Origin of the sequence: Corallococcus sp. CA047B, assembly GCF_003612065.1 — a bacterium.
In the GTDB taxonomy this organism is placed as follows: Bacteria; Myxococcota; Myxococcia; order Myxococcales; family Myxococcaceae; genus Corallococcus; species Corallococcus praedator.
This window is the reverse complement of sequence record NZ_RAWD01000191.1, coordinates 1-18,920: the sequence shown is the minus strand read 5'-3', so window position 1 is coordinate 18,920 and position 18,920 is coordinate 1. Positions and strand designations below refer to the sequence as shown.

General features: G+C 69.8%; 18 protein-coding genes. 13 read left to right on the top strand and 5 right to left on the bottom strand.

Features of this window, described 5'->3' with window-relative positions; genetic code table 11:
• Positions 1–160 precede the first annotated feature (160 nt).
• A complete protein-coding gene (alr, locus tag D7X74_RS26235; protein ID WP_120535735.1) occupies positions 161–1,372 on the top strand; it encodes an alanine racemase in 1,212 nt (403 codons plus the stop codon).
• A 13-nt stretch (positions 1,373–1,385) separates the two neighbouring features.
• On the opposite strand, the gene D7X74_RS26230 is transcribed toward alr, so the two are convergent.
• Positions 1,386–2,432 carry a lysophospholipid acyltransferase family protein gene (locus D7X74_RS26230; RefSeq protein ID WP_233595734.1) on the bottom strand — a complete coding sequence of 349 codons (1,047 nt, stop codon included), beginning with the start codon at positions 2,430–2,432 and terminating at the stop codon, positions 1,386–1,388.
• Between the two features lie 98 nt (positions 2,433–2,530).
• Here D7X74_RS26230 and D7X74_RS26225 point away from each other — a divergent pair, with 98 nt between their 5' ends.
• Positions 2,531–5,287 carry a M1 family metallopeptidase gene (locus D7X74_RS26225; RefSeq protein ID WP_120535734.1) on the top strand — a complete coding sequence of 919 codons (2,757 nt, stop codon included), beginning with the start codon at positions 2,531–2,533 and terminating at the stop codon, positions 5,285–5,287.
• Between the two features lie 90 nt (positions 5,288–5,377).
• Here the strand turns inward: D7X74_RS26225 and D7X74_RS26220 are convergent, their stop codons facing one another.
• Together D7X74_RS26220 and D7X74_RS26215 are read right to left on the bottom strand one after the other, a co-directional pair.
• Entirely contained in the window at positions 5,378–6,130 is a 753-nt protein-coding gene (locus D7X74_RS26220; RefSeq protein WP_120535733.1) for an enoyl-CoA hydratase, read from the bottom strand.
• An 11-nt stretch (positions 6,131–6,141) separates the two neighbouring features.
• Positions 6,142–7,053, bottom strand: a complete 912-nt coding sequence (locus D7X74_RS26215) for a ribose-phosphate pyrophosphokinase (RefSeq protein ID WP_120535732.1) — start codon at positions 7,051–7,053, stop codon at positions 6,142–6,144.
• A 131-nt stretch (positions 7,054–7,184) separates the two neighbouring features.
• On the opposite strand from D7X74_RS26215, the gene D7X74_RS26210 reads away from it, so the two are divergent.
• From D7X74_RS26210 to orn, 4 genes are all read left to right on the top strand, one after another.
• The gene (locus D7X74_RS26210) at positions 7,185–7,874 is read left to right on the top strand and encodes a phosphoribosyltransferase (RefSeq protein WP_120535731.1); all 690 of its coding nucleotides are present in this window, start codon (positions 7,185–7,187) and stop codon (positions 7,872–7,874) included.
• A gap of 76 nt (positions 7,875–7,950) precedes the next feature.
• Positions 7,951–8,406 carry an archease gene (locus D7X74_RS26205; protein ID WP_120535730.1) on the top strand — a complete coding sequence of 152 codons (456 nt, stop codon included), beginning with the start codon at positions 7,951–7,953 and terminating at the stop codon, positions 8,404–8,406.
• Positions 8,407–9,606, top strand: coding sequence for a bifunctional alpha/beta hydrolase/OsmC family protein (locus D7X74_RS26200; RefSeq protein WP_120535729.1), 1,200 nt, complete (start codon positions 8,407–8,409; stop codon positions 9,604–9,606). It begins immediately after the preceding gene.
• 69 nt (positions 9,607–9,675) lie between these two features.
• A complete protein-coding gene (gene orn / locus D7X74_RS26195; protein WP_120535728.1) occupies positions 9,676–10,224 on the top strand; it encodes an oligoribonuclease in 549 nt (182 codons plus the stop codon).
• Between the two features lie 11 nt (positions 10,225–10,235).
• Here orn and D7X74_RS26190 read toward each other — a convergent pair whose 3' ends face one another.
• Together D7X74_RS26190 and D7X74_RS26185 are read right to left on the bottom strand one after the other, a co-directional pair.
• Positions 10,236–10,604 (bottom strand): response regulator, encoded by a 369-nt coding sequence (locus tag D7X74_RS26190; RefSeq protein WP_120535727.1) that lies wholly within the window; start codon positions 10,602–10,604, stop codon positions 10,236–10,238.
• A gap of 174 nt (positions 10,605–10,778) precedes the next feature.
• A complete protein-coding gene (locus D7X74_RS26185; protein WP_120535726.1) occupies positions 10,779–12,350 on the bottom strand; it encodes an AMP-binding protein in 1,572 nt (523 codons plus the stop codon).
• Between the two features lie 169 nt (positions 12,351–12,519).
• Here D7X74_RS26185 and D7X74_RS26180 point away from each other — a divergent pair, with 169 nt between their 5' ends.
• The 7 genes from D7X74_RS26180 to D7X74_RS26150 form a co-directional block, all read left to right on the top strand.
• Complete coding sequence (locus D7X74_RS26180) at positions 12,520–13,122, top strand: hypothetical protein (RefSeq protein ID WP_120535725.1); 603 nt, start codon at positions 12,520–12,522, stop codon at positions 13,120–13,122.
• Positions 13,123–13,158: 36 nt separating this feature from the next.
• Positions 13,159–13,728 carry a hypothetical protein gene (locus tag D7X74_RS26175; protein ID WP_120535724.1) on the top strand — a complete coding sequence of 190 codons (570 nt, stop codon included), beginning with the start codon at positions 13,159–13,161 and terminating at the stop codon, positions 13,726–13,728.
• Between the two features lie 114 nt (positions 13,729–13,842).
• Positions 13,843–14,700, top strand: a complete 858-nt coding sequence (locus D7X74_RS26170; RefSeq protein ID WP_147446683.1) for a hypothetical protein — start codon at positions 13,843–13,845, stop codon at positions 14,698–14,700.
• 48 nt (positions 14,701–14,748) lie between these two features.
• A complete protein-coding gene (locus D7X74_RS26165; protein WP_120535722.1) occupies positions 14,749–15,603 on the top strand; it encodes a hypothetical protein in 855 nt (284 codons plus the stop codon).
• A 30-nt stretch (positions 15,604–15,633) separates the two neighbouring features.
• Entirely contained in the window at positions 15,634–17,202 is a 1,569-nt protein-coding gene (locus D7X74_RS26160; protein ID WP_147446682.1) for a hypothetical protein, read from the top strand.
• A gap of 71 nt (positions 17,203–17,273) precedes the next feature.
• A complete protein-coding gene (locus D7X74_RS26155) occupies positions 17,274–18,104 on the top strand; it encodes a hypothetical protein (protein ID WP_120535720.1) in 831 nt (276 codons plus the stop codon).
• Positions 18,105–18,132: 28 nt separating this feature from the next.
• Positions 18,133–18,920, top strand: a 788-nt coding sequence (locus D7X74_RS26150) for a hypothetical protein (RefSeq protein WP_147446681.1), incomplete at its 3' end; no start/stop codon positions are given.

Here is an 18,920-nt window from a genome sequence, read left to right as displayed (position 1 = left end):
CCCCCACACGCCACCCGCGCCAGAAAGGGTTGTCGTCCGCGCACCCCTGTCCGCCCGAGTGGCATCCAGCCCCCCGTGGCTCCCGGGCCACGGACGCCCATGGCCCGGGCTTTGCTGGTAGACGGAAAAAAGCAGCCGTGGTGCTGGACGGTGTGGAGGTGTGCACGTGGAAGAAGTCGGTGGTGGGCCTGGGGACGCGGTGCACTCCTCGTGGTTGGAGTTGAGCGCATCCCATCTCCGGCACAACGTGGAGGCCTTCCGCGCGCTGGAGTCCTCGGGGCCCACGCCCCGGGCGCTGGGCGCGGTGCTCAAGGGCAATGCGTATGGCCATGGGCTCGCCCAGGTGCTGCCGCTGGTGCACGCGGGCGTGGACGTCCTCTATTTCATCGCGCCGCGGGATGCGCTCACGGTGCGCGCGCACGAAGCCGCGCACGGCCTGCCCGCGCGGCAGGTGGTGGTCCTGGGCGCGGTGTCCCCCGAGGAGGCCGTCGTCCTGGCGCGCGAGGGCATCGACGTGGTGGTGGCGGACCGCTCCTGGGCGGACGCGGTGCCGGGCCTGCGCGCGGCGAAGCTTCCGCGCCCCCTGCGCGTGCACGTGCACCTGGACACGGGGCTGGGCCGCGAGGGCTTCACGGCGGATCAGCTCCCCAGGGAGACGCAGTTCCTCGCGGACGCGCCCGACGTGTTCGAGACGGTGGGCGTGCTCAGCCACTTCGCCAACACGGAGGACGTGACGGAGCAGGGGTACGCGCTCGCGCAGCTGGACGCGTTCGAGACGGGCCTTGCGCACCTGACAGCGCAGTTGAAGCCCGCGAAGCCATTGCAGCGCCACATCGCCGCGAGCGCCGCCGCGCTGGTGCTGCCCCGGGCGCGCTACGAGGCCGCGCGGGTGGGCATCTCCCTGTATGGCCTGTGGCCATCGCCGGAGACGCGGCTGTCGGCGCGGCTGGTGCTGGGGGAGCTGCCGGTGCTCAAGCCGGTGCTGTCGTGGCGGTGCAAGAGCCAGGTGGTGAAGTGGCTGCCCGCGGGAAGCTACGTGGGCTACGGCTGCACGTACCGTTGCCCGGAGCCCACGCGCCTCGCGGTGCTGCCGGTGGGCTACTACGACGGCTACCCGCGCCTCGCGTCCGGCAAGGCGCACGTGCTGGTGAACGGGCGCCGGTGCGCGGTGCTGGGCCGCGTGATGATGAACCACCTGATGGTGGACGTGACGCGCGCCGTGTCGGACGAGCGCCCGTTGACGGCGACGCTGCTGGGCCGCGACGGAGAGGAGTCCGTGTCCGCCGAGTCCCTGTCCGGCTGGGCGCAGACCATCCACTACGAGCTGCTCACCCGCCTGGGCTCGCACCTGCGCCGCGTGGTGGTGGAGTAGGCGACCGCGTTCTTCAGTCCTTGCGCGCCGGCTCCGTGCCCTGCGTCAGTCCCGGCGACGCAGCGGTCACCAACGCGGCGGGAGGCTGCACCTTCCAGCGGCGGTGCAGCCACAGCCACTGCTCCGGATGCCGGCGGATGGCGCGCTCCAGTCCCGCCGTCACCCGGGCCGTGTGCTCGGTGATGGGGTCCGCGAACTCGCCCGGCGCGGGTGCCGGAATGGGCCCCTCCACCTCCAGCCGGAACCGCGCTCCCGGACCCGGCGGACGCACGCCCACCACCACGAACACCGGCATGCCCGTGCGCTCCGCGGCCACCGCCATCGCGGGCGTGGTGGACGCGAGCCTTCCGAAGAACGGCACGAACACCGCTGCCTTCGCCGGCAACGCCTGGTCCAGCAGCATGAACGCGGACTCGCCCCGTTGCACCGCGTCGGTGATCTCCTGGATGGCGCCCTTCGGATAGATGAGCCCTGCGCCCGCGCCCAGCCGGTTCTCCGCGATGCGCGTGTTCAGCGCGCCCTTGAGCGGCCGCACCAACGCGTTGAGCGGCACGCCCAGGCGAATGAGCATCTGCCCCACCAGCTCCCAGTTGCCGAAGTGCGCCGTCACCAGCAGCGCCCCCTTGCCCGTGGCCACGTGCGCCTTGAGCGCCGCCCACGCCTCCTCGCCCTCGATGCCCTGCTTGTCCCAATCCGGCGCCATCCGGTCGCCCGACGGCAACGACTCCACCACCACGCGCGCCATGGTGATGTACGCACCACGCGCGATGGCGTGCCGCTCCGCCTCGCTCTTCTCCGGCATCGCGTGCGCCAGGTTGTCCAGCGCCACCTTGCGGCGGATGCCCAGCGTGTAGGCCAGGTTCCCCACGAAGCGCGCCAGCGCGTCCCGGGCCCCGGGTGACAACGCGGTGAGCAACGCCCAGACGCCGCGCGTCAGCAGCGCCACGATGGGGCCGGGCGGCTCGCCGACGATGCGGCGCAGGTGCTCTGGCGGCTTCTTTCCCTCGGGAGGGGTGTTCGTTTGCGCTGGGGACGGATGGGCGGAGAGGGGAGCGGACACGGCCGAGCACTCCACCGCGAACACGACCTGACAGCAAGGCCACGCACCGCTTGCACATCGCTACCTTGCTCGGCCGGTCTACGACACACTGCCCGGCCATGCCCAACCTGCTCCGTCCGGTGGCCCTGGCCACCGTTACCTTCCTCGCGGCATGTGGTGCCCGACAGGGCAACGCTCCCGCTCCCGGCGCCGTCGAAACACCGCCGGTCGTCCAAGCCCCCGCCGCGCCCACGCCGCCGGAACTGCGGCTGCCCGACGACGTGCGGCCCACCCAGTACGCCATCGTGTTGAAGATGGATCCGAAGGTGGAGACCTTCGAAGGCACCGTCGACATCACCCTGGACGTGAAGAAGGCCACGAACCTCGTGTGGCTGCACGGCAAGGGCCTCATCGTGAAGGAGGCCTCCATCGAGCAGGGCGGCGTCAAGCTGGCGGTGAAGCCGTCCTCCAGTGGCGAGGACTTCCTCGGCCTGTCGCTGGAGAAGCCCCTGGCCGTGGGCGGCGCGAAGCTGCACCTCGTCTACACGGGCGCCGCGTCCGAGCGCGAGACCTCCGGCGCCTTCCGCGTCAACGAGGGCGGTGACTGGTACGTCTACACCCAGTTCGAGCCCCTGGGCGCCCGCCGCGCGTTCCCGTCCTTCGACGAGCCCTCCTTCAAGGTGCCCTTCCAGCTCACCTTCCATGTTCCGCAGGGCAACGTGGCCGTCACCAACACGCCGCAGCTCGCGGAGGAGGCGGGCGCGGACGGCTGGCGCATCTTCCGCTTCGCGCCCACGCAGCCCTTGCCCAGCTACCTCATCGCCTTCGGCGTGGGCCCCTTCGACTTCCTGCCCGCGCGCGACGCCGGCCTGAAGCACGTGAAGACGCGCATCATCACGCCCAGGGGCCGCGCCAGCGAGGGCGCGTGGGCCGCGAAGGTGACGCCGGACATCCTGGAGCAGCTGGAGAAGTACTTCGGCATCCCGTACGCGTACGAGAAGCTGGACGTGCTCGCGGTGCCGCTGATGGGCGGCGCCATGGAGAACCCGGGCCTCGTCACGTTCAACTCGCGCCTCATCCTGTCCCGGCCGGAGAACGACTCGGTGGGCCGCCAGCGCGCGTTCGCCAACGTGCAGGTGCACGAGCTGGCGCACCAGTGGTTCGGCGACCTGGTCACCATGGCGTGGTGGGACGACCTGTGGCTCAACGAATCGTTCGCCTCGTGGATGACCCCGCGCATCGTGGAGTCGTGGCAGCCCACCTGGGACGGCCCGGTGGAGCGCGTGCAGGACCGCAACGGCGCGCTGGACGCGGACAGCCTCGTGTCCGCGCGCTTCATCCGTCAGCCCATCCGTAACAGCGGTGACATCCAGAACGCCTTCGACGGCATCACCTACGGCAAGGGCAGCGCGGTGCTGGCCATGACGGAAGCGTGGCTGGGCCGGGAGGTCTTCCAGAAGGGCATCCAGCGCTACATCCGCGCGCACGCGGGCGGCAACGCCACCGCGAAGGACTTCGTGGACGCGCTGTCCGCCGAGTCCGGCAAGGACGTGGCCTCCGTGATGAACAGCTTCCTGGACCAGACGGGCGCGCCCTTCATCACCGCGACCCTGCTGTGTGACGGCGGCAAGCCGCGCGTGGCCCTCACCCAGGAGCGCTACCTGCGCCTGGGCTCCAAGCTTCCGGACATGGCCCAGTCGTGGAAGGTGCCCGTGTGCGTGAAGTACCCGGGCGCCACGAAGGACGTCACCGCGTGCACGCTGATGACGGAGACGAAGGCGGAGCTGCCGCTGCCGGAGGCCAAGGCGTGCCCGGCGTGGGTGTTCCCCAACGCGGAGGGCGCGGGCTACTACCGCGTGCGGCTGGCGGACGACACGCGCGCGAAGCTGATGAAGGCGGGCCTGACGAAGCTGTCCCGCGCCGAACGCGTGGTGCTGCTGGGCGACGCGCTGGCCCTGGCCCAGGCGGGCGTGCTGCCCGCGGCGGAGGCCCTGCCGCTGCTCACGCGCGTGGCGGAGGACCCGGACCGGCAGGTGCTGGAGGCGGGCATGGAGCTGCTCGACCTGGTGTCGTCGCGGCTGCTCACGCCCGAGCAGGAGCCGGAGCGGGCCCGCTACATCCGTGACACCTTCGGTCCGCGCGCGCGCAAGCTGGGCTTCAAGCCCCGCACGGGCGAGAGCGAGGACACGCGCCTGTTGCGACCGCGCCTGCTGGAGCTCGCCGCCAACGAGGGCCATGACCCGAAGCTCGTCGCCGAGGCGCGCACCCTGGCGGACCAGTGGCTGAAGGACCGGCGCGCGGTGGCCCCGGAGATGGTGGGGCCGGTGCTCTCCATCGCGGCGAACCACGGCGATGCCGCCTTCAACACGAAGCTGGTGGAGACGCTGCGCGCGGAGAAGGACCGCTACACGCGCCAGCAGCTGCTGGGGGGCCTGTCCCAGGTGAGCGACCCCAAACTCGTGCAGGAGAACCTGCAGATGCTGCTGGAGCCGAAGACGGACCTGCGCGAGAGCATGTGGCTGCTCTTCGGCGCGTCGCGCGACCCGCGCACGCAGGACGTCGCCGTGGACTTCGTGAAGAAGCACTTCGACACGCTGGTGGGCACCGAGGGCAAGCCGGGCCTGATGCCCGAAGGCATGGGTTCGCGGCTGCCCTACATCGGCGCGGGTTTCTGTGACGCGGGCAAGCGCCAGGAGCTGGCGGCCTTCTTCGAGCCGCGCGGCAAGCAGACGCCGGGCTCGGAGCGCGTGCTCCGGCAGGTGATGGAGATCGTCGACCAGTGCGGCGCGCTGAAGGAGAAGCAGGGCGACAGCATCCAGTCCTTCCTCTCCGGCAAGCCGGCGAAGACGCCCCAGGCCCCTCCCGCGCCCCTGTAGGCCGTCTGTCATTGTCCTGAAACGACACCGGGCCCGCGTGACGTCACGCGGGCCCGGCTTGTTGGGAAGGACTTCGCGGACGGAAAGAGACTACTTCCTGCCGCGCGTCATGAAGGACATGAGGGCCTCGCGGGCCTCGTCGGAGTGCAGGCGCTGGATGAACTCCGCGCCCTCGCGCTTCATCGTGGTCTCCACCTGCTCGCGCAGCGGGCCGCGGATGAGCTGCTTGGTCACCTTCAGCGCCTGCGCGGGACGGGAGGCCAGGGCGCGGGCGCGCTCGGTGGCCACTTCCTTGAGCTGCGCTTCGGGGACGGCCTTGTTGATGATGCCGGCGCGCAGCGCGGTGGTCGCGTCGAACGGGTCGCCGAACAGCAGCAGCTCCGACGCCAGCGCGAAGCCCGCCGCGCGGGGGAGCAGCAGGCTGCTGCCGCCTTCCGCGCACAGGCCCAGGTTGACGAAGGGCATGCAGAAGCGCGCCTTCTCCCCGGCCACCACGTAGTCACAGTGCAGGAGCATGGTGGTGCCGATGCCCACCGCCGCCCCCTCCACCGCGGCCAGCACCGGCTTGGCCATGCCAGCCAGGGCGCGCAGGTAGCGGAACACCGCGCTGTCCTCGCCCGCGGGCGGGTGCTCCACGAAGTCGCCAATGTCGTTGCCCGCGGTGAACGCGCCGCCCGCGCCGGACAGGAGCACCACGCGGACATCGTCCCGGCGGTCCGCGTCCAGCAGGGCGGCCGTGGCGGCCTCGTACATGGCGTGGGTGAAGGCGTTCTTCTTCTCCGGCCGGTTGAAGGTGACGGAGAGGACCCCCGCGTCGAGCTGCGTCAGGACAGTGTCGGACATGGCCGGGCAGACTAACGCGCGTCGGGCGAGAGTGCGCGCAAGAGCAGCGGGGCCAGCGTCACCACCTGGTGGGGAAAGGGCAGGCCCTGTCGGGGCTCCACACTGTCCGTGCTCACCAGCCGCTTGACGGGCACGCCGTGCAGGCGCTCCAGCGCGGGGCCCACCAGCAGGGCGTGCGTGGTGGCCAGGGTGAAGTCGTCTACGCACCCCTCGCCCTTCAGCTCCTTCGCCGCCGCCGCCAGCGTGCCGCCGGTGGAGATCATGTCGTCCACCAGGATGGGGCGCATGCCGCGCACCTGGCCCAGCAGGCCCAGCGTCTCCACGTCGTTGCCGCTCAGCCGCGCCTTGTGCACCACCGCCCACGGCCGGCCCAGAAGCTTCGCCAGGGCCTCCGCGCGCTTCACCGCGCCCAGGTCCGGGGCCACCACCACGGAGGTGTCGGACACGTGGGGGCGCAGCGCTTCAGCCAGCAGGGGCAGCGCGGACAGGTGCTCCAGCGGGGCGCCGAAGCAGCCCTCCAGCGCCGGGTTGTGCAGGTCCACCGTGAACACGCGCTCGAAGCGGCCGTGGGACAGCAGGTCGGCCACCAGCCTGCCCCCCAGGGGTTCGCCCGCCCGGGCCCTGCGGTCCTGGCGCGCGTAGCCCACGTAGGGAATCACCGCCTGCAGCGAGGCCGCGCCCGCGCGCCAGCACGCGTCCGCGAGGAGGAGCAATTCCAGCAGGTGCTCGCCCACGGGGGGCGTGGAGGTCTGAAGGACGACGACGCGGCGGCCCCGGATGGCCTCCGGGGGCACCTCGATGTGCAGTTCTCCATCCGGGAAGCGCTCCAGCTTCGTGGCCACGGGCGAGATGCCGAACGCCTGGGCGAGCGCACGGCCGAGGTGGGGACTGGCACTGCCGACGACGAGGGCGGGTGGCGTCATGGGGAGCCACCCTAGCGCGCCTTCTGCTCGCGGTGCCCTGGCCTCCCGGGCATCCCACCAGGAGAGCTGTTGACTGTGTCTTCGCCGCCACGTTCCAGGGGAACGCGCACCTTCCGTGAGGAGGCGGGTGGATGGCGTTCAAGGATCGGTCAGATGCCGGGCAGAAGCTCGCGGGGGTGCTGGCGCCCTACCGCTCCGGGGACGTGCGCGTGCTGGGCCTGACGCGCGGTGGGCTGAGCGTGGCGCTGGAGGTGGCCCGGGCGCTGGCGGCCCCGCTGGACCTGTGGGTGGCGCGCAAGGTGCGCGGGCCGGGCCGCAACAAGCTCGTCCTGGGCTCGGTGACGGAGGGCGGAGGGGTGTTCCTGGATGCCCAGGCCGCGCCCCAGTCGCCCCTGTCCGGGGCGGCGCTCCAGGACTTCCTGCGCGGGGAGCTGGAGGACGTGGAGAAGCAGGCCCGGCAGCTGCGGGGCGGGCCGACGCCGGATGTCCGCGGCCGCGTGGTGCTCCTGGTGGACGACGGGATGGTGACGGGGGCCACGATGGCCGCGGCGCTCCTGGCGCTCCAGCAGCGCGGGGCGCGTCAGCGCATCGTGGCGGTGGGCGTGACGACCCCGGTCGCGCTGGAGCTCATCCGGGGCCGGGCGGACGCGGTGCACTCGCTGATGCTCAAGGCCGGGCTGCGCCAGGTGGCGGAGGTCTACGACACGTTCCCCTCGCTGAGCGAGGACGAGCTGCGGCGGTGGCTCACGCGCGCCCGGGACTCCTCCCCGGCGCGGGCCTCCGGGGTGGCGCCGGACGTGGGCGGCGGGTGGTGGTTCTGACAGGCCGCCGTCCGGGCGGGCCTGGAGGGGAAGCGGAGCAGGCGACAGCAACCGGGGAACTGGAACAGGAGGCCGTATGGATGTCGAAGCGGTGCATTCGGAGGAAGGCAGGCCCCATGCCCACTGGGAACACTTCACGCGTGACGAGCAACTCGGGGTGCGGGGGGTGGGCCACTCCATGGAGCAGGCCTTCGAGCTGACGGCGCAGGCGCTCTGCGCGCTGGTGACGGACCCGAAGCGCGTGGAGGCGCACGAGGAACTGGAGGTGTCGTGCCATTCCGCGGACCATGACCAGCTCCTCGCGGACTGGCTGAGCGCGGTGGTGGGCGCGATGGCGGCACGGCGCCTGCGCTTCCAGTGCTTCGCGGTGCGCCTGGACGGGTTGAACCTGTTCGGCCACGGCTTTGGCGAGCGCGCGGGGGTCGAGCGCCACGGCGCCAACGTGGCGGTGACGGGCGCCACGTTCACGGGGGTGTCCGTGCGGCAGGGACCCGGCGGGGTGTGGACGGCCGAGGCGCTGGTGGACTTCTAGATGCCGGGCAAGGCCATCTCCTTTCCGGGAGGTGGAGGGAGTCTGGAGCTGCCCTCCGGAGCGCCCGTGGCGAGCGCCGTGCTGGTGTCGTGCTTCGCGTGCCTGGGCCATTCGCCCGGGCCGGCGCGGCTGGCGCGCTCGCTGGTGTCGCGGGGCTTCGCGGTGCTGCGGCTGGACTTCACGGAGGGTCCGGCCCAGGGAGGGGACGGGGGCCCGGACACCGTGCCGAGCGTGGACGCGGTGGTGGCCGCCTCGGCGTGGCTCGCCGCGCACGCGCGGGTGCCCCGGCTGCTGGTCGGCCACAGCCTGGGGGGCACGGCGGTGGTGGCGTCGCTGCCCAGGCTGCCGGACGTGGCGGCGGTGGCGCTGGTGAACGCGCCCGCGGGGGCGAACGAGGTGCGCGCGTTGCTGCCTCCCGGCGAGCGCGACGCGGCGGAGAGTTCCTTCATGCTGGGGCCCGGCCGGCTGCGCCTGGGGCGCGACTTCCTCACCGCGATTGACGAGGCGGCGGTGGCGAAGGCGCTGAGGGCCTTCCCGGGCGCGCTGCTGGTGCTGCACGCGCCGGAGGACCGGTACGTGGCCCTGGACAGCGCGCGCCGGTGGGTGACGGGCGCGCGCCGGCCCGCGAGCCTCGTGATGCTGGACGGGGCGGATCACTTCCTCTCTCGCCCGGAGGACGCGGCCTACGCGGCGGACGTGCTGGGGCCGTGGGCCGCGCGGCACGTGGCGCCGGTGCGTGAGCGCGAGGCGCCGCTGCCGGAGGGACAGGTGGAGGTGCGCGAGGCGTCCGAAGGGGGGCTGGCCCAGGACATCCGCGTGGGCACGCACCGGCTGCGCGCGGACGAACCGCTGACGCTGGGCGGGCAGGACTCGGGGCCCACGCCGTACGGACTGCTGGCGGCGGCGCTGGGGGCGTGCACGTCCATGACGGTGCGGATGTACGCGGATCGGCATGGCTGGCCGCTTGAGCGGGTGCGGGTGCGGTTGGACCACGACAGGGTGCATGCGAAGGATTGCGCGGAGTGCGAGTCGCGGGTGGGGCGGGTGGATGGGCTGGAGCGGCGGGTCCGTCTGGAGGGGCCCCTGACGGACGAACAGCGCACCCGGCTGCTGCACATCGCGGACCTGTGCCCGGTGCACCGCACGCTCGAATCCAAGGTGGACGTGCGGACGCGGTGGGACGATTCGTCCACGGAGTGAGTGCTCCTGGGCCGGGGGCTGGTATAGGGGGCGTTGCTGTCTTCCTCTTCGCGATCAGGACGTTCGTAAATGGCCCGTGAACCCCGCCTTGTGTGGCTCGACCTGGAGATGACCGGGCTGGACCCAGAGTCCTGCGGCATCATCGAGGTGGGCGTCATCATCACCGGCCCGGACCTGCGCCCCATCGCGGAGTTCGAGCGGGTCATCTGGCAGCCGGAGGAGATGCTCCAGCGCATGGAGCCCGTCGTGCGCGACATGCACACGAAGAACGGCCTCAGCGAGAAGGTCCGCGCCTCCAACGTGTCCCTGCGCGTGGCCGAGCGCGAGGTGACGTCCTTCGTCGCGGACCATTGTGAATTGGGCGAGGGCATCCTCGCGGGCAACTCCATCCACACCGACCGGCGCTTCCTCATCAGCCACATGCCCATGCTGGACCGCTACCTGCACTACCGCATGGTGGACGTGACGAGCCTGAAGGTGCTGGTGCGCGCCTGGTACCCGGCGCTGGTGGAGCCGCGCAAGCCGCCCAGCGGGCACACCGCGCTCGCGGACCTGCGCTCCAGCATCAGTGAGTTGCAGTACTACCGGGACATCCTCTTCCGCGCGACGCCGGGCTAGCGGCCCTCGCGTCAGACGCGGGCGCCCTCGGCCGGGAGCTGCCGGGCGATGGTGCCCAGCAGGTCGTCCAGTTCGAAGGGCTTGGCGAGGAAGTGCGAGCTGGCGCGGCGCTCTTCCTCGGTGAGGCGGCCGGCGCTCATCACCACCACGGGGATGTGGCGCAGGTCGGGATGGGCGCGGATGCGGCGCAGCAGCTCTCCGCCGTCCATCACCGGCATCATCAAGTCCAGCAACACGAGGTCGGGCTTCGCGGCCAGCAGCCGTTGGAGGCCCTCGTCACCGTTGTAGGCGGTGTCGATGTCGTACCCCTCCAGGGACAGGATGTCCTGGAGCGCCTCCACGATGGCGAGTTCGTCGTCGACGATGAGCAGCCGCTTCATGCGCCCCCGGCCTTCACCGCCCGGATGTGCCTCCTGCGCTCCCCCTGGGAGAAGGCGCAAGGGTGCGTCAGGCGGTGTGAGGGAGGGGTAGGCGTCACGCGAGGGCTCCGGAAGCATCTGCCGGACAAGGTAGGTCGTCGCGCGACTTCGGCCAGGGGCTGATGTGGGTTTTGTTCAGCAGGTGGGGGCAGGTGAGCCCTGGGGCGTGGCCAGGCGGTCCCGGAGGATGTGTTTCTGGACCTTTCCCAGGGCGTTGCGGGGCAGGGCGTCGGTGAAGACGACGCGGCGCGGCTTCTTGAAGGCGGCCAGGCGTTCGCGGCACCAGTCGATGAGGGCCTGGGCGTCCTGGGGCGCACCCGGAGTGGAGACGATGACGGCGACGACCTGTTCGCCGAAGTCGGGGTCGGGCAGGCCCAGCACGGCGGCCTCGGCGACGGAAGCGTGGCCGGCGAGGACCTCTTCGACCTCGCGGGGGTAGATGTTGAAGCCGCCGCTGATGATGAGCTCGCGGGCGCGGCCGGTGATGCGCAGGAAGCCGTCGGGGTCGTACTCGCCCAGGTCGCCGGTGCGGAACCAGCCGTCGGCGTCGAAGGCCTCGGTGGTGGCGTCGGGGCGGCGCCAGTAGCCGGTGAAGACGTGGGGCCCGCGCACCTCGATTTCGCCTGTCTCGCCGCGAGGCAGGACGGCGCGCGAGCGCACGTCCACGACGCGGGCCTCCTGGCCGGGAAAGGGCATGCCCACGGTGCCGGGGCGGCGTTCGCCGTCGTAGGGCTGGGTGGTGTTCATGAGCGTCTCCGTCATCCCGTAGCGCTCCAGGATGCGGGCACCGAACTGCGCTTCGATGTCCAGGCACAGCTGGGGGCTCAGGGGTGCGGATCCAGAGACCCACAGGCGCAGGGCGCGGGGCTTCACGCCGGTGCGGCGGGACTCTTCCAGGAGGCGCCCGTACATGGTGGGCACGCCGAAGAAGAGGGTGAGGGACGCGTCGTCATGGAGGGAGGCGAGCGCTTCGGAAGCGACGAAGCGGCGGCGCAGGTCCACGCTGGCGCCGGTGAAGAGGGTGCCGTGCAGGCCCACCATGAGGCCGTGGGTGTGGAAGAGCGGGAGGGTGAGCAGCAGCCGGTCCGCGTCCGTCCAGCGCCACGCCTCGGTGACGGCGCGCACGTTGGCGAGCAGTTGCCGGTGCTGGAGCATGGCGCCCTTGGAGCGGCCGGTGGTGCCGGACGTGTAGCCGAGCACCGCGAGGTCCTCCGCGCCGGGAAGGGGCAGGGAGACGTGGGAGGCGGAGCCCTGCGCGAGGATGGCGTCGAAGGCCACGGTGGGCAGGGACGCGGACAGCTCCGGCGGGGGCGGCTCCACGGTGATGAGCCATTGCAGCGCGGGGAGCTGGTCGCGCAGGGGGGAGAGTTCAGAGGCGCCCGAGGTGCCGGTGACACAGACCTTCACCTCCGCGTCGGAGAGGATGTGGGCCAGTTCGACCTGGCGGTACGCGGTGTTGACGAGCACGGCGACGCAGCCGGCGGCCTGGACGCCGAGCCACGTGATGACGAACGCGTCGCTGTTCTCCAGGAAGAGGGCCACGCGCTCCCCGGGAGCGAGGCCCCGGGCCTTGAGCCCGCGCGCGAACGCGGTGACGCGCTCCGCGAGCTGCCCGCGCGTGAAGGTGGTGCCCTCGAAGGAGAGCAGCGGGCGCGAGGGCGCGTGACGGGCATGGTCGAGGAAGACTTCGAGCAGGGAGGCCGGCATGGTGAGCCCGAGCCTAGCTGGGACGGGGTAGGGTGTGCGCATGTCCGTGCGTCGGCAGGCGATACAAGCCCTGGTGCTGTTCATGGGCCTGGCCTGTTCGGCGCCACAGCCTGTCCCAGGTGTTGTGCGGGGCACACCGGGCGAGCGTCTCAAAAGCCTCCCCGGGCCCATGCCGGGCTTCGGGCCGTTCGACACCTTCTCCGACGCGTTGGTCGCGGCGTGTCCCCTGATTCTCTCCAAGCCGCATGCGACCGCTGGGCGCGAGAGGGCCCAGGACTTTCGTGTTCGCTGGCGCATCTCGAAGGAGTACTGCGCATGGCTGTATTACACGCCGGCCGGCAAGTACGAGATGAGCATGCTCACGGATCAGTCGGAGCAGGATGAACTGGATCGCAGGAAGAGTTGTCTGCTCCCCGAGACAGTGGATGATGCCCGGTTCCCCATGGGGAGCATCAAATATGTCTTTGCCCTGCACAACCACCCCTACGAGGGACGGCTCTCGGACGGGGACATCCGGATGATTGTTTCCATGGGGCGGACCCATGAATGGGTCGTGGAGGTGGGCGGGAAGAAGGTGCCCCTCTCCGTCGTCGCGTTCTTCTCGAACTCCGACGACCTGGGCCAGCCGTCATGCGACGGGTTCTTCCAGTACATCCCCGTGAATGGTGAATTGAAGAAGTGGACCGGGGATGGCTCCGGTGGGTGGCGTCAGGAGCTGCTTGGCACCGTCACATGGCAGGATGAAGAGCACTACCGGATCGATGAGAAATAGCGTGCGCCCCCGCCATCGCCCTGCCAGGAGCGACCCATGAAGCGGCTCCATCCCATCCTGGTGCTCGCGTTCCTTCTCGCGAGTTGCCTTCGCCCTTCCTCGACCCTTCCCGCGAAGCTCGAAGAGGACCCTTCCATCGTCTTCCCTGCGTTCTTCGCGCAGCCCGCGGTCTCCCTGGGCACGGAAGGGACGGTGTACGAGCTGGATGGCGACACGCTGCGTGCGCTCTCCATCGCCACCCAGGACCTGCTGTCTCCTCAGGACAAGCCCCTCCTGTGTGGCAGCCGACTGGAGTCGCAGCAGTACCGGGTGATCCGTCAGGGAGACCTCTTCTTCATCCGCATCGACGAGGACCCCAAGGCGTGTGGCCGTACGCACCCGGCCCTCGATTCGGGAGCGAGCTATGCCATCCACCGTGACGGCCGGATCCTCCGAAGGGGCATGGACGGCTCGGCCGATGTGACGGATTCCGCGGATTCGGGTGTGAACGCCACGCCAGGAGAGCCTGGGGCCGCCTCTCCGGGTTCGTTGGGAGAAGGGCCCTCGCCGTTCCTGCCCTCCTCCTGGCAGGACGCGGGGACTCAGGGACCTGCTCCCACCCCCTGAGTCGTGCCGCGGAACACGGAGTCCATGGATCCGGGCAGGGCAAGGGCGCATGAGAGGGGGCAGTGATACATTCGAGCCTCCTCCGTGCGGCGCCCACGCAAGGGTCATCTCGACATGTCCAGCCTCTGGTTCAACGTCCCCTTCCTGTATTGCCGCTTCCGGATGCTCGTCTCGCATTCGGTGCGCGAGAAGAGGGATGAGGGCCTTGTTTCCACGCACGACGCGCAGGTGGTCATCGCGGGGGCGTTCCGGCTTCAAGCGGGCCACGGTGTACAGGCCCCCTACTTCTTCAACGACGCCGCGGTGTTTCGGGTCCAGGGTCGGTGTGTGAATGAATCGGTCCAGACAGGGCCGGTGGGCCGGATGGAAGTGAAGACCACGATGGTCATGTCTGGAGTCACCACGCCGAACGTGGTCTCCCTGAGCATTGATCCCGACTTCGACCATCAAGGGGTGTTCAAGACAGGGGCCGACGGTCGTGATCCCTTCGTCGCGATGCAGGTCGATACCGTGCGCAAGATCGTGGGCGAAAACCTGAACCACACCGAGCAAGAACATTCCGTGGATCAGCTTCGGATCAAGTTCTCCCTGCTCCAATGGAAGCTTCCGGAGAAGCCAGGGGAGCTGCGCTTCGATGAAACCTCCGGCGCCAACGTCGACTCCATCGACGGCTGTCGGTGGGACTGCGAGCGCCCGAAGATTTCCGGTGTCCTGCGGCTCACGCCCGGCATCCCGGCCTTTCGCATCGTGGATGACTCCGTGGAGCAGAACCCCGTTCCGAACTGTCGCATCCGCGTCCAGGGCCCGGACCGCCAGGAGCAGGAGTTCGAGACCGACGCGCAGGGCGAGGTCTTCATCCCCCGCACCGGCGACGAGGTCTACACCCTGCTCGGCGTCGTCCAGGACGAAGCCCCCCTGGCCGGCGCGCTGCTGGGCGAATGGACCGTCGAATCCATGCCGGACCTGCCCTGAACCTTCCTCCCGACCGACACCTCCAGACCACGCAAGGGTCAGCTCGACATGTCCAGCCTCTGGTTCAACGTCCCCTTCCTGTATTGCCGCTTCCGGATGCTCGTCTCGCATTCGGTAAGCAAGAAGACGGAGAACGGCGTTTCAACACACGACGTGCAGGTGGTCATCGCGGGGGCGTTCCGGCTTCAAGCGGGCCACAGTGTCCTGGGCCCCTACTTCTCCAACAATCATGCGGTGTTTCGGGTCCAGGGTCGGTGTGTGGATACCTGGTTCATGGCCCAGCCGGGTTACCGACAGGACGTGAAGACCACGATGCTCATGTCTGGAGTCACCACGCCCAACGTGGTCTCCCTGCGCATCCATCCTGAACACGACCATCAAGGGGTGTTCAAGACAGGGGCTGACGGTCGTGACCCCGTCGTCGCGATGCAGGTCCATGACGTGAGGAAGATCGCGTCCGCCAACCTGAACAACACCGAGGAAGAACACTCCGTGAAGGAGTTCCGGGTCATCTTCGCCATGGGCGAATGGAAGCTTCCGGAGAAGCCAGGGGAGCTGCGCTTCGATGGAACCTCCGGCACCAGCCTCGAATCCATCGACTGCTGTCGGTTGACTTGCGAGCGCCCGGAGGTTTCCGGCGTCCTGCGGCTCACGCCCGGCATCCCGGCCTTTCGCATCGTGGATGACTCCGTGGAGCAGAATCCCATTCCAAACTGTCGCATCCGCGTCCAGGGCCCGGACCGCCGGGAGCAGGAGTTCGAGACCGACGCGCAGGGCGAGGTCTTCATCCCCCGCACAGGCGACGAGGTCTACACCCTGCTCGGCGTCGTCCAGGACGACCTGCCCCTGGCCGGTGCGCTGCTGGGCGAATGGACCGTCGAATCCATGCCGGACCTGCCCTGAACCTTCTTCCCGCCCGACACCTCCAGACCCATGCCGAATCTTGAAACGCTGTTGAAGGACACGCTGCTGCTCACCGCCGCCCCCGACGCACCGTGGAAGTCCTACGGCGCGAGCCCGGGCGCCCTGGAAGCCGCCGCTGCGGACCCGGGCACCCCGGGCCGCTGGAACTGGTCCCACGACGTCCGCAAGCCCGGGCGCGTAAGCGGGGTGACCTACCACCTGCTCCGGACGCCCTGGTACGTCGAACAGACCCCCACCGTGCTGGAGGAGCTCCTCTGGCATCCCATCGAGGTGGGCTATCGCGGCCTGCCCCTGACGCTGGAGCTCACCAAGAAGTTCCTGGTGCGCAAATACGAGACCTCCCGTGGAACCGTCGCCAAGGAGCAATCCGCCCACTGGCTTCCCGCGGAGCTCGACCGGAGCATGCTGCTCGTCTTCGGCTTCCAGTTGAACCTGCGCGCGAAGTCCAAGACCTTCTCGCTGGAGCCCATCCCCCTGGATGTGCTGGAGCAGGACGACTTCATGCCCAGGCCCGGCGCGAAGCCGCCCAAGGCTCCCGTCATGAAGGTGACGCGCACGGAGACGGGGACCCTCCAACTCGTGCCCCTGCGGGTGTTGGTGTGCGCGGAGTTCGTCTGCTGCCAGGAGAGCACCGACTACGTGCCGGGCGCCAAGGCGCGCACGTCGCGGTTCCGGCCGCACCTGATGCTCATGAGCAACCGTCCGTTGGAGAAGCTGGCCGCGAAGATCAGCATCCGCCGTCCCTCCATGTCCACCATGGCGCATGAGGGCCTGCCCCCCGCGGACGACCAGGATGGGATGTCGCACATGATGGCGACGGGGATGTGGTCGGACTCGAACTCGCCGGAGATTGCCTGGGAGAAGATATTCACCGTTTCGATCCCGCCGGTCTGGTCCTCCATCTTCTCCCGCTTCAAGACGAACCTCCCTGCGGGCGCGGGCTACCTGATGGCCTCGCCGGACGCCCCGGGTGGACCGGGGTTCCTCTCGCACCGCTGGAACGACGCGGCGGGCCGGTATGAGCAGCATCAGGAGGAGCTGATGCCGGGCCAGGGGTACTTCGACAACATCCACGTGGCGCCGCCCATGCGCGCACCCAAGACCCTCCGCGACCTCTATCCGGACGCGAAGCTGAACCTGGATGAGATCGTCATGGCGCCCTTCTGCATCCATGACTGTCTTCACCAGCACTGGCGGTGGTTGCCGGCGAAGGAGAAGTCCCTGCACGGTTGGGATGAGAAGGGGCCCTATGCCGTCCCGGGGGCTCCGCACATCCCGCTGCATCAGCACCTGCGCGTGGAGGTGGAGTCCCCGCACGCGTATGCCTATTGCGTCCGCTCGGAACAGGTCCTGGAGCCGGGCCGCTGGGAGTACATCCTGCACGAAGGACTGGCCTACGGAATCAGCGCGAGCCACGACGTGATGGGCAAGATGCTGCTGGGAGGTCGGGCGCTGCTCTCCCCGTGGCCCTCGGAGGCGCAGGCGTCGTGGGCGATGTTCTACTGGGTGCTGCGCTACAGCCGCACCCGGGACCGGGCCGTCGAGCGGCTCCTGGAGGATGGGGCGCCCGTGCCCTGACGGCGGCTCACGCAGGGCGCGTGATACATTCCAGGTCTCCGCGCCCGCACCTGCTCACGAGCCTTGTCGCCATGCCTGGTCAATGGTCCGAAGTCCCCGTCCTGTATTGCCGCATCCAGCTGGTCGGCTCGCACACGTGGCGCAAGAACCAGATGCCTGGCCTCGACAGCCTCACGACGCATGAGGTGGCGGTGGTCGCCACGGCCGCGTTCCGCCTGGAGAACACGCCCGGGGGTGGTTTCTCCTTCCGGAACGACACGGTGACGTTCCGGGTCAAGGGGCAGATCCGTGGCGAGTTCGTCCTCACGGAGAAGGACTCACGCATCTCCAAGGGCTCGCTGACGAAGCTCGCTGGCACCACCGCACCGGATCTGGTGACCCTGGAACTTCTTCCCCAGGAGCCGCGCACCGCCTACCTGCACCTGGGAAACCTGGCCGGACTCATCCTCGAGGTGAAGACCCAGGTCTGGGAGCGGGTGGGCGGCCAGACGCACCGTGGCATCATCGACGAGGAGTTCAGCATCAAGGACCTCTTCACGCTGACCCTCCCGGAGACGCCCCGCGAGGTGCGCCTGGATCTGGACACGGCGAAGTCCCTGCTGGGCGTCTTCTCGTGTTGCGCTGCGGACTGTGGCGTCCGCGTGTCCGGCGTGCTCCGCCTCACGCCCGACCCGCCCACCTTCCGCATCGTGGATGACTCGCTGGACCAGAACCCCATCCCCCACTGCCGGGTCCGCGTCCGTTGCCCGGATGGCGTGGAGCGCGAATTCGTCACCGACGACGCAGGCGAAGTCTTCATCCCCCGTGCCGGCAAGGACGTCTACACGCTCGTGGAGATCCTCCATGACAGCGCGCCCTTGAGTGCCTCGGAATCCGGTCGCTGGACCGTCGACGCGTTCTGAAACCCCTTCCCGTCCTCCACCCCGACCCATGCCGACCCTCGACGCACTCCTGCGCAACACGCTGCTGCTGACCGCGGCCCCCCAGGCGGACTACCAGTCCTTCGGGGGTGACTCCGGCACCGCCGAGGCCGCGGCGAAGCCCCGCTCCGGGAAGCACTGGAGCTGGACGCATGATCCGGAGCACGCCGGGCAGGTGACCCACGTCACCTACGACCTGCCCGGGACGCCCTGGTACGACGCGCAGACCCCCACCGTCCTCGACGCGCTGGTGTGGCATCCCATCGAGCTGACCCACGGCGGCAGGACGTACACGTTGGAGCTCTCCAAGGAGTTCCTCCTCCGCAAATACGAAGCCTCCCAGGGGTCCATCGTGCGGGGGCAGTCCGCGTATTGGATTCCCGCGGACATCGACCAGAGCATGCTGCTCGTCTTCGGGTTCCAGGTGAACCTGCGCGCTCCTGCCGGGACGCTCGAACTGGAGCCCATCCCGGAAGGCGTCCTGGCCCAGGACGACTTCATGCCCTGGCCCAACGCGAAGCCGCCGAAGGCGCCCGTCATGAAGGTGCGGGCCCAGGAGACGGGAACCCTCCAGCTCATTCCCTTCCGGGTGCTCGTGTGCGCGGAGTTCGTCTGCTGCACGGAGCGCGACGACTACCTTCCGGGCGGGCTCGCGCTCACGTCCCGGTTCCGGCCGCACCTGATGTTCGTGGCCAACCGCGACCTGGAGCGCATGGCCGCGAAAATCAGCGTCCGCCGTCCCGCCATGTCCACCATGGCGCACAACGCACCGAAGCCCGCCCCCCCGCCGCCCCATCC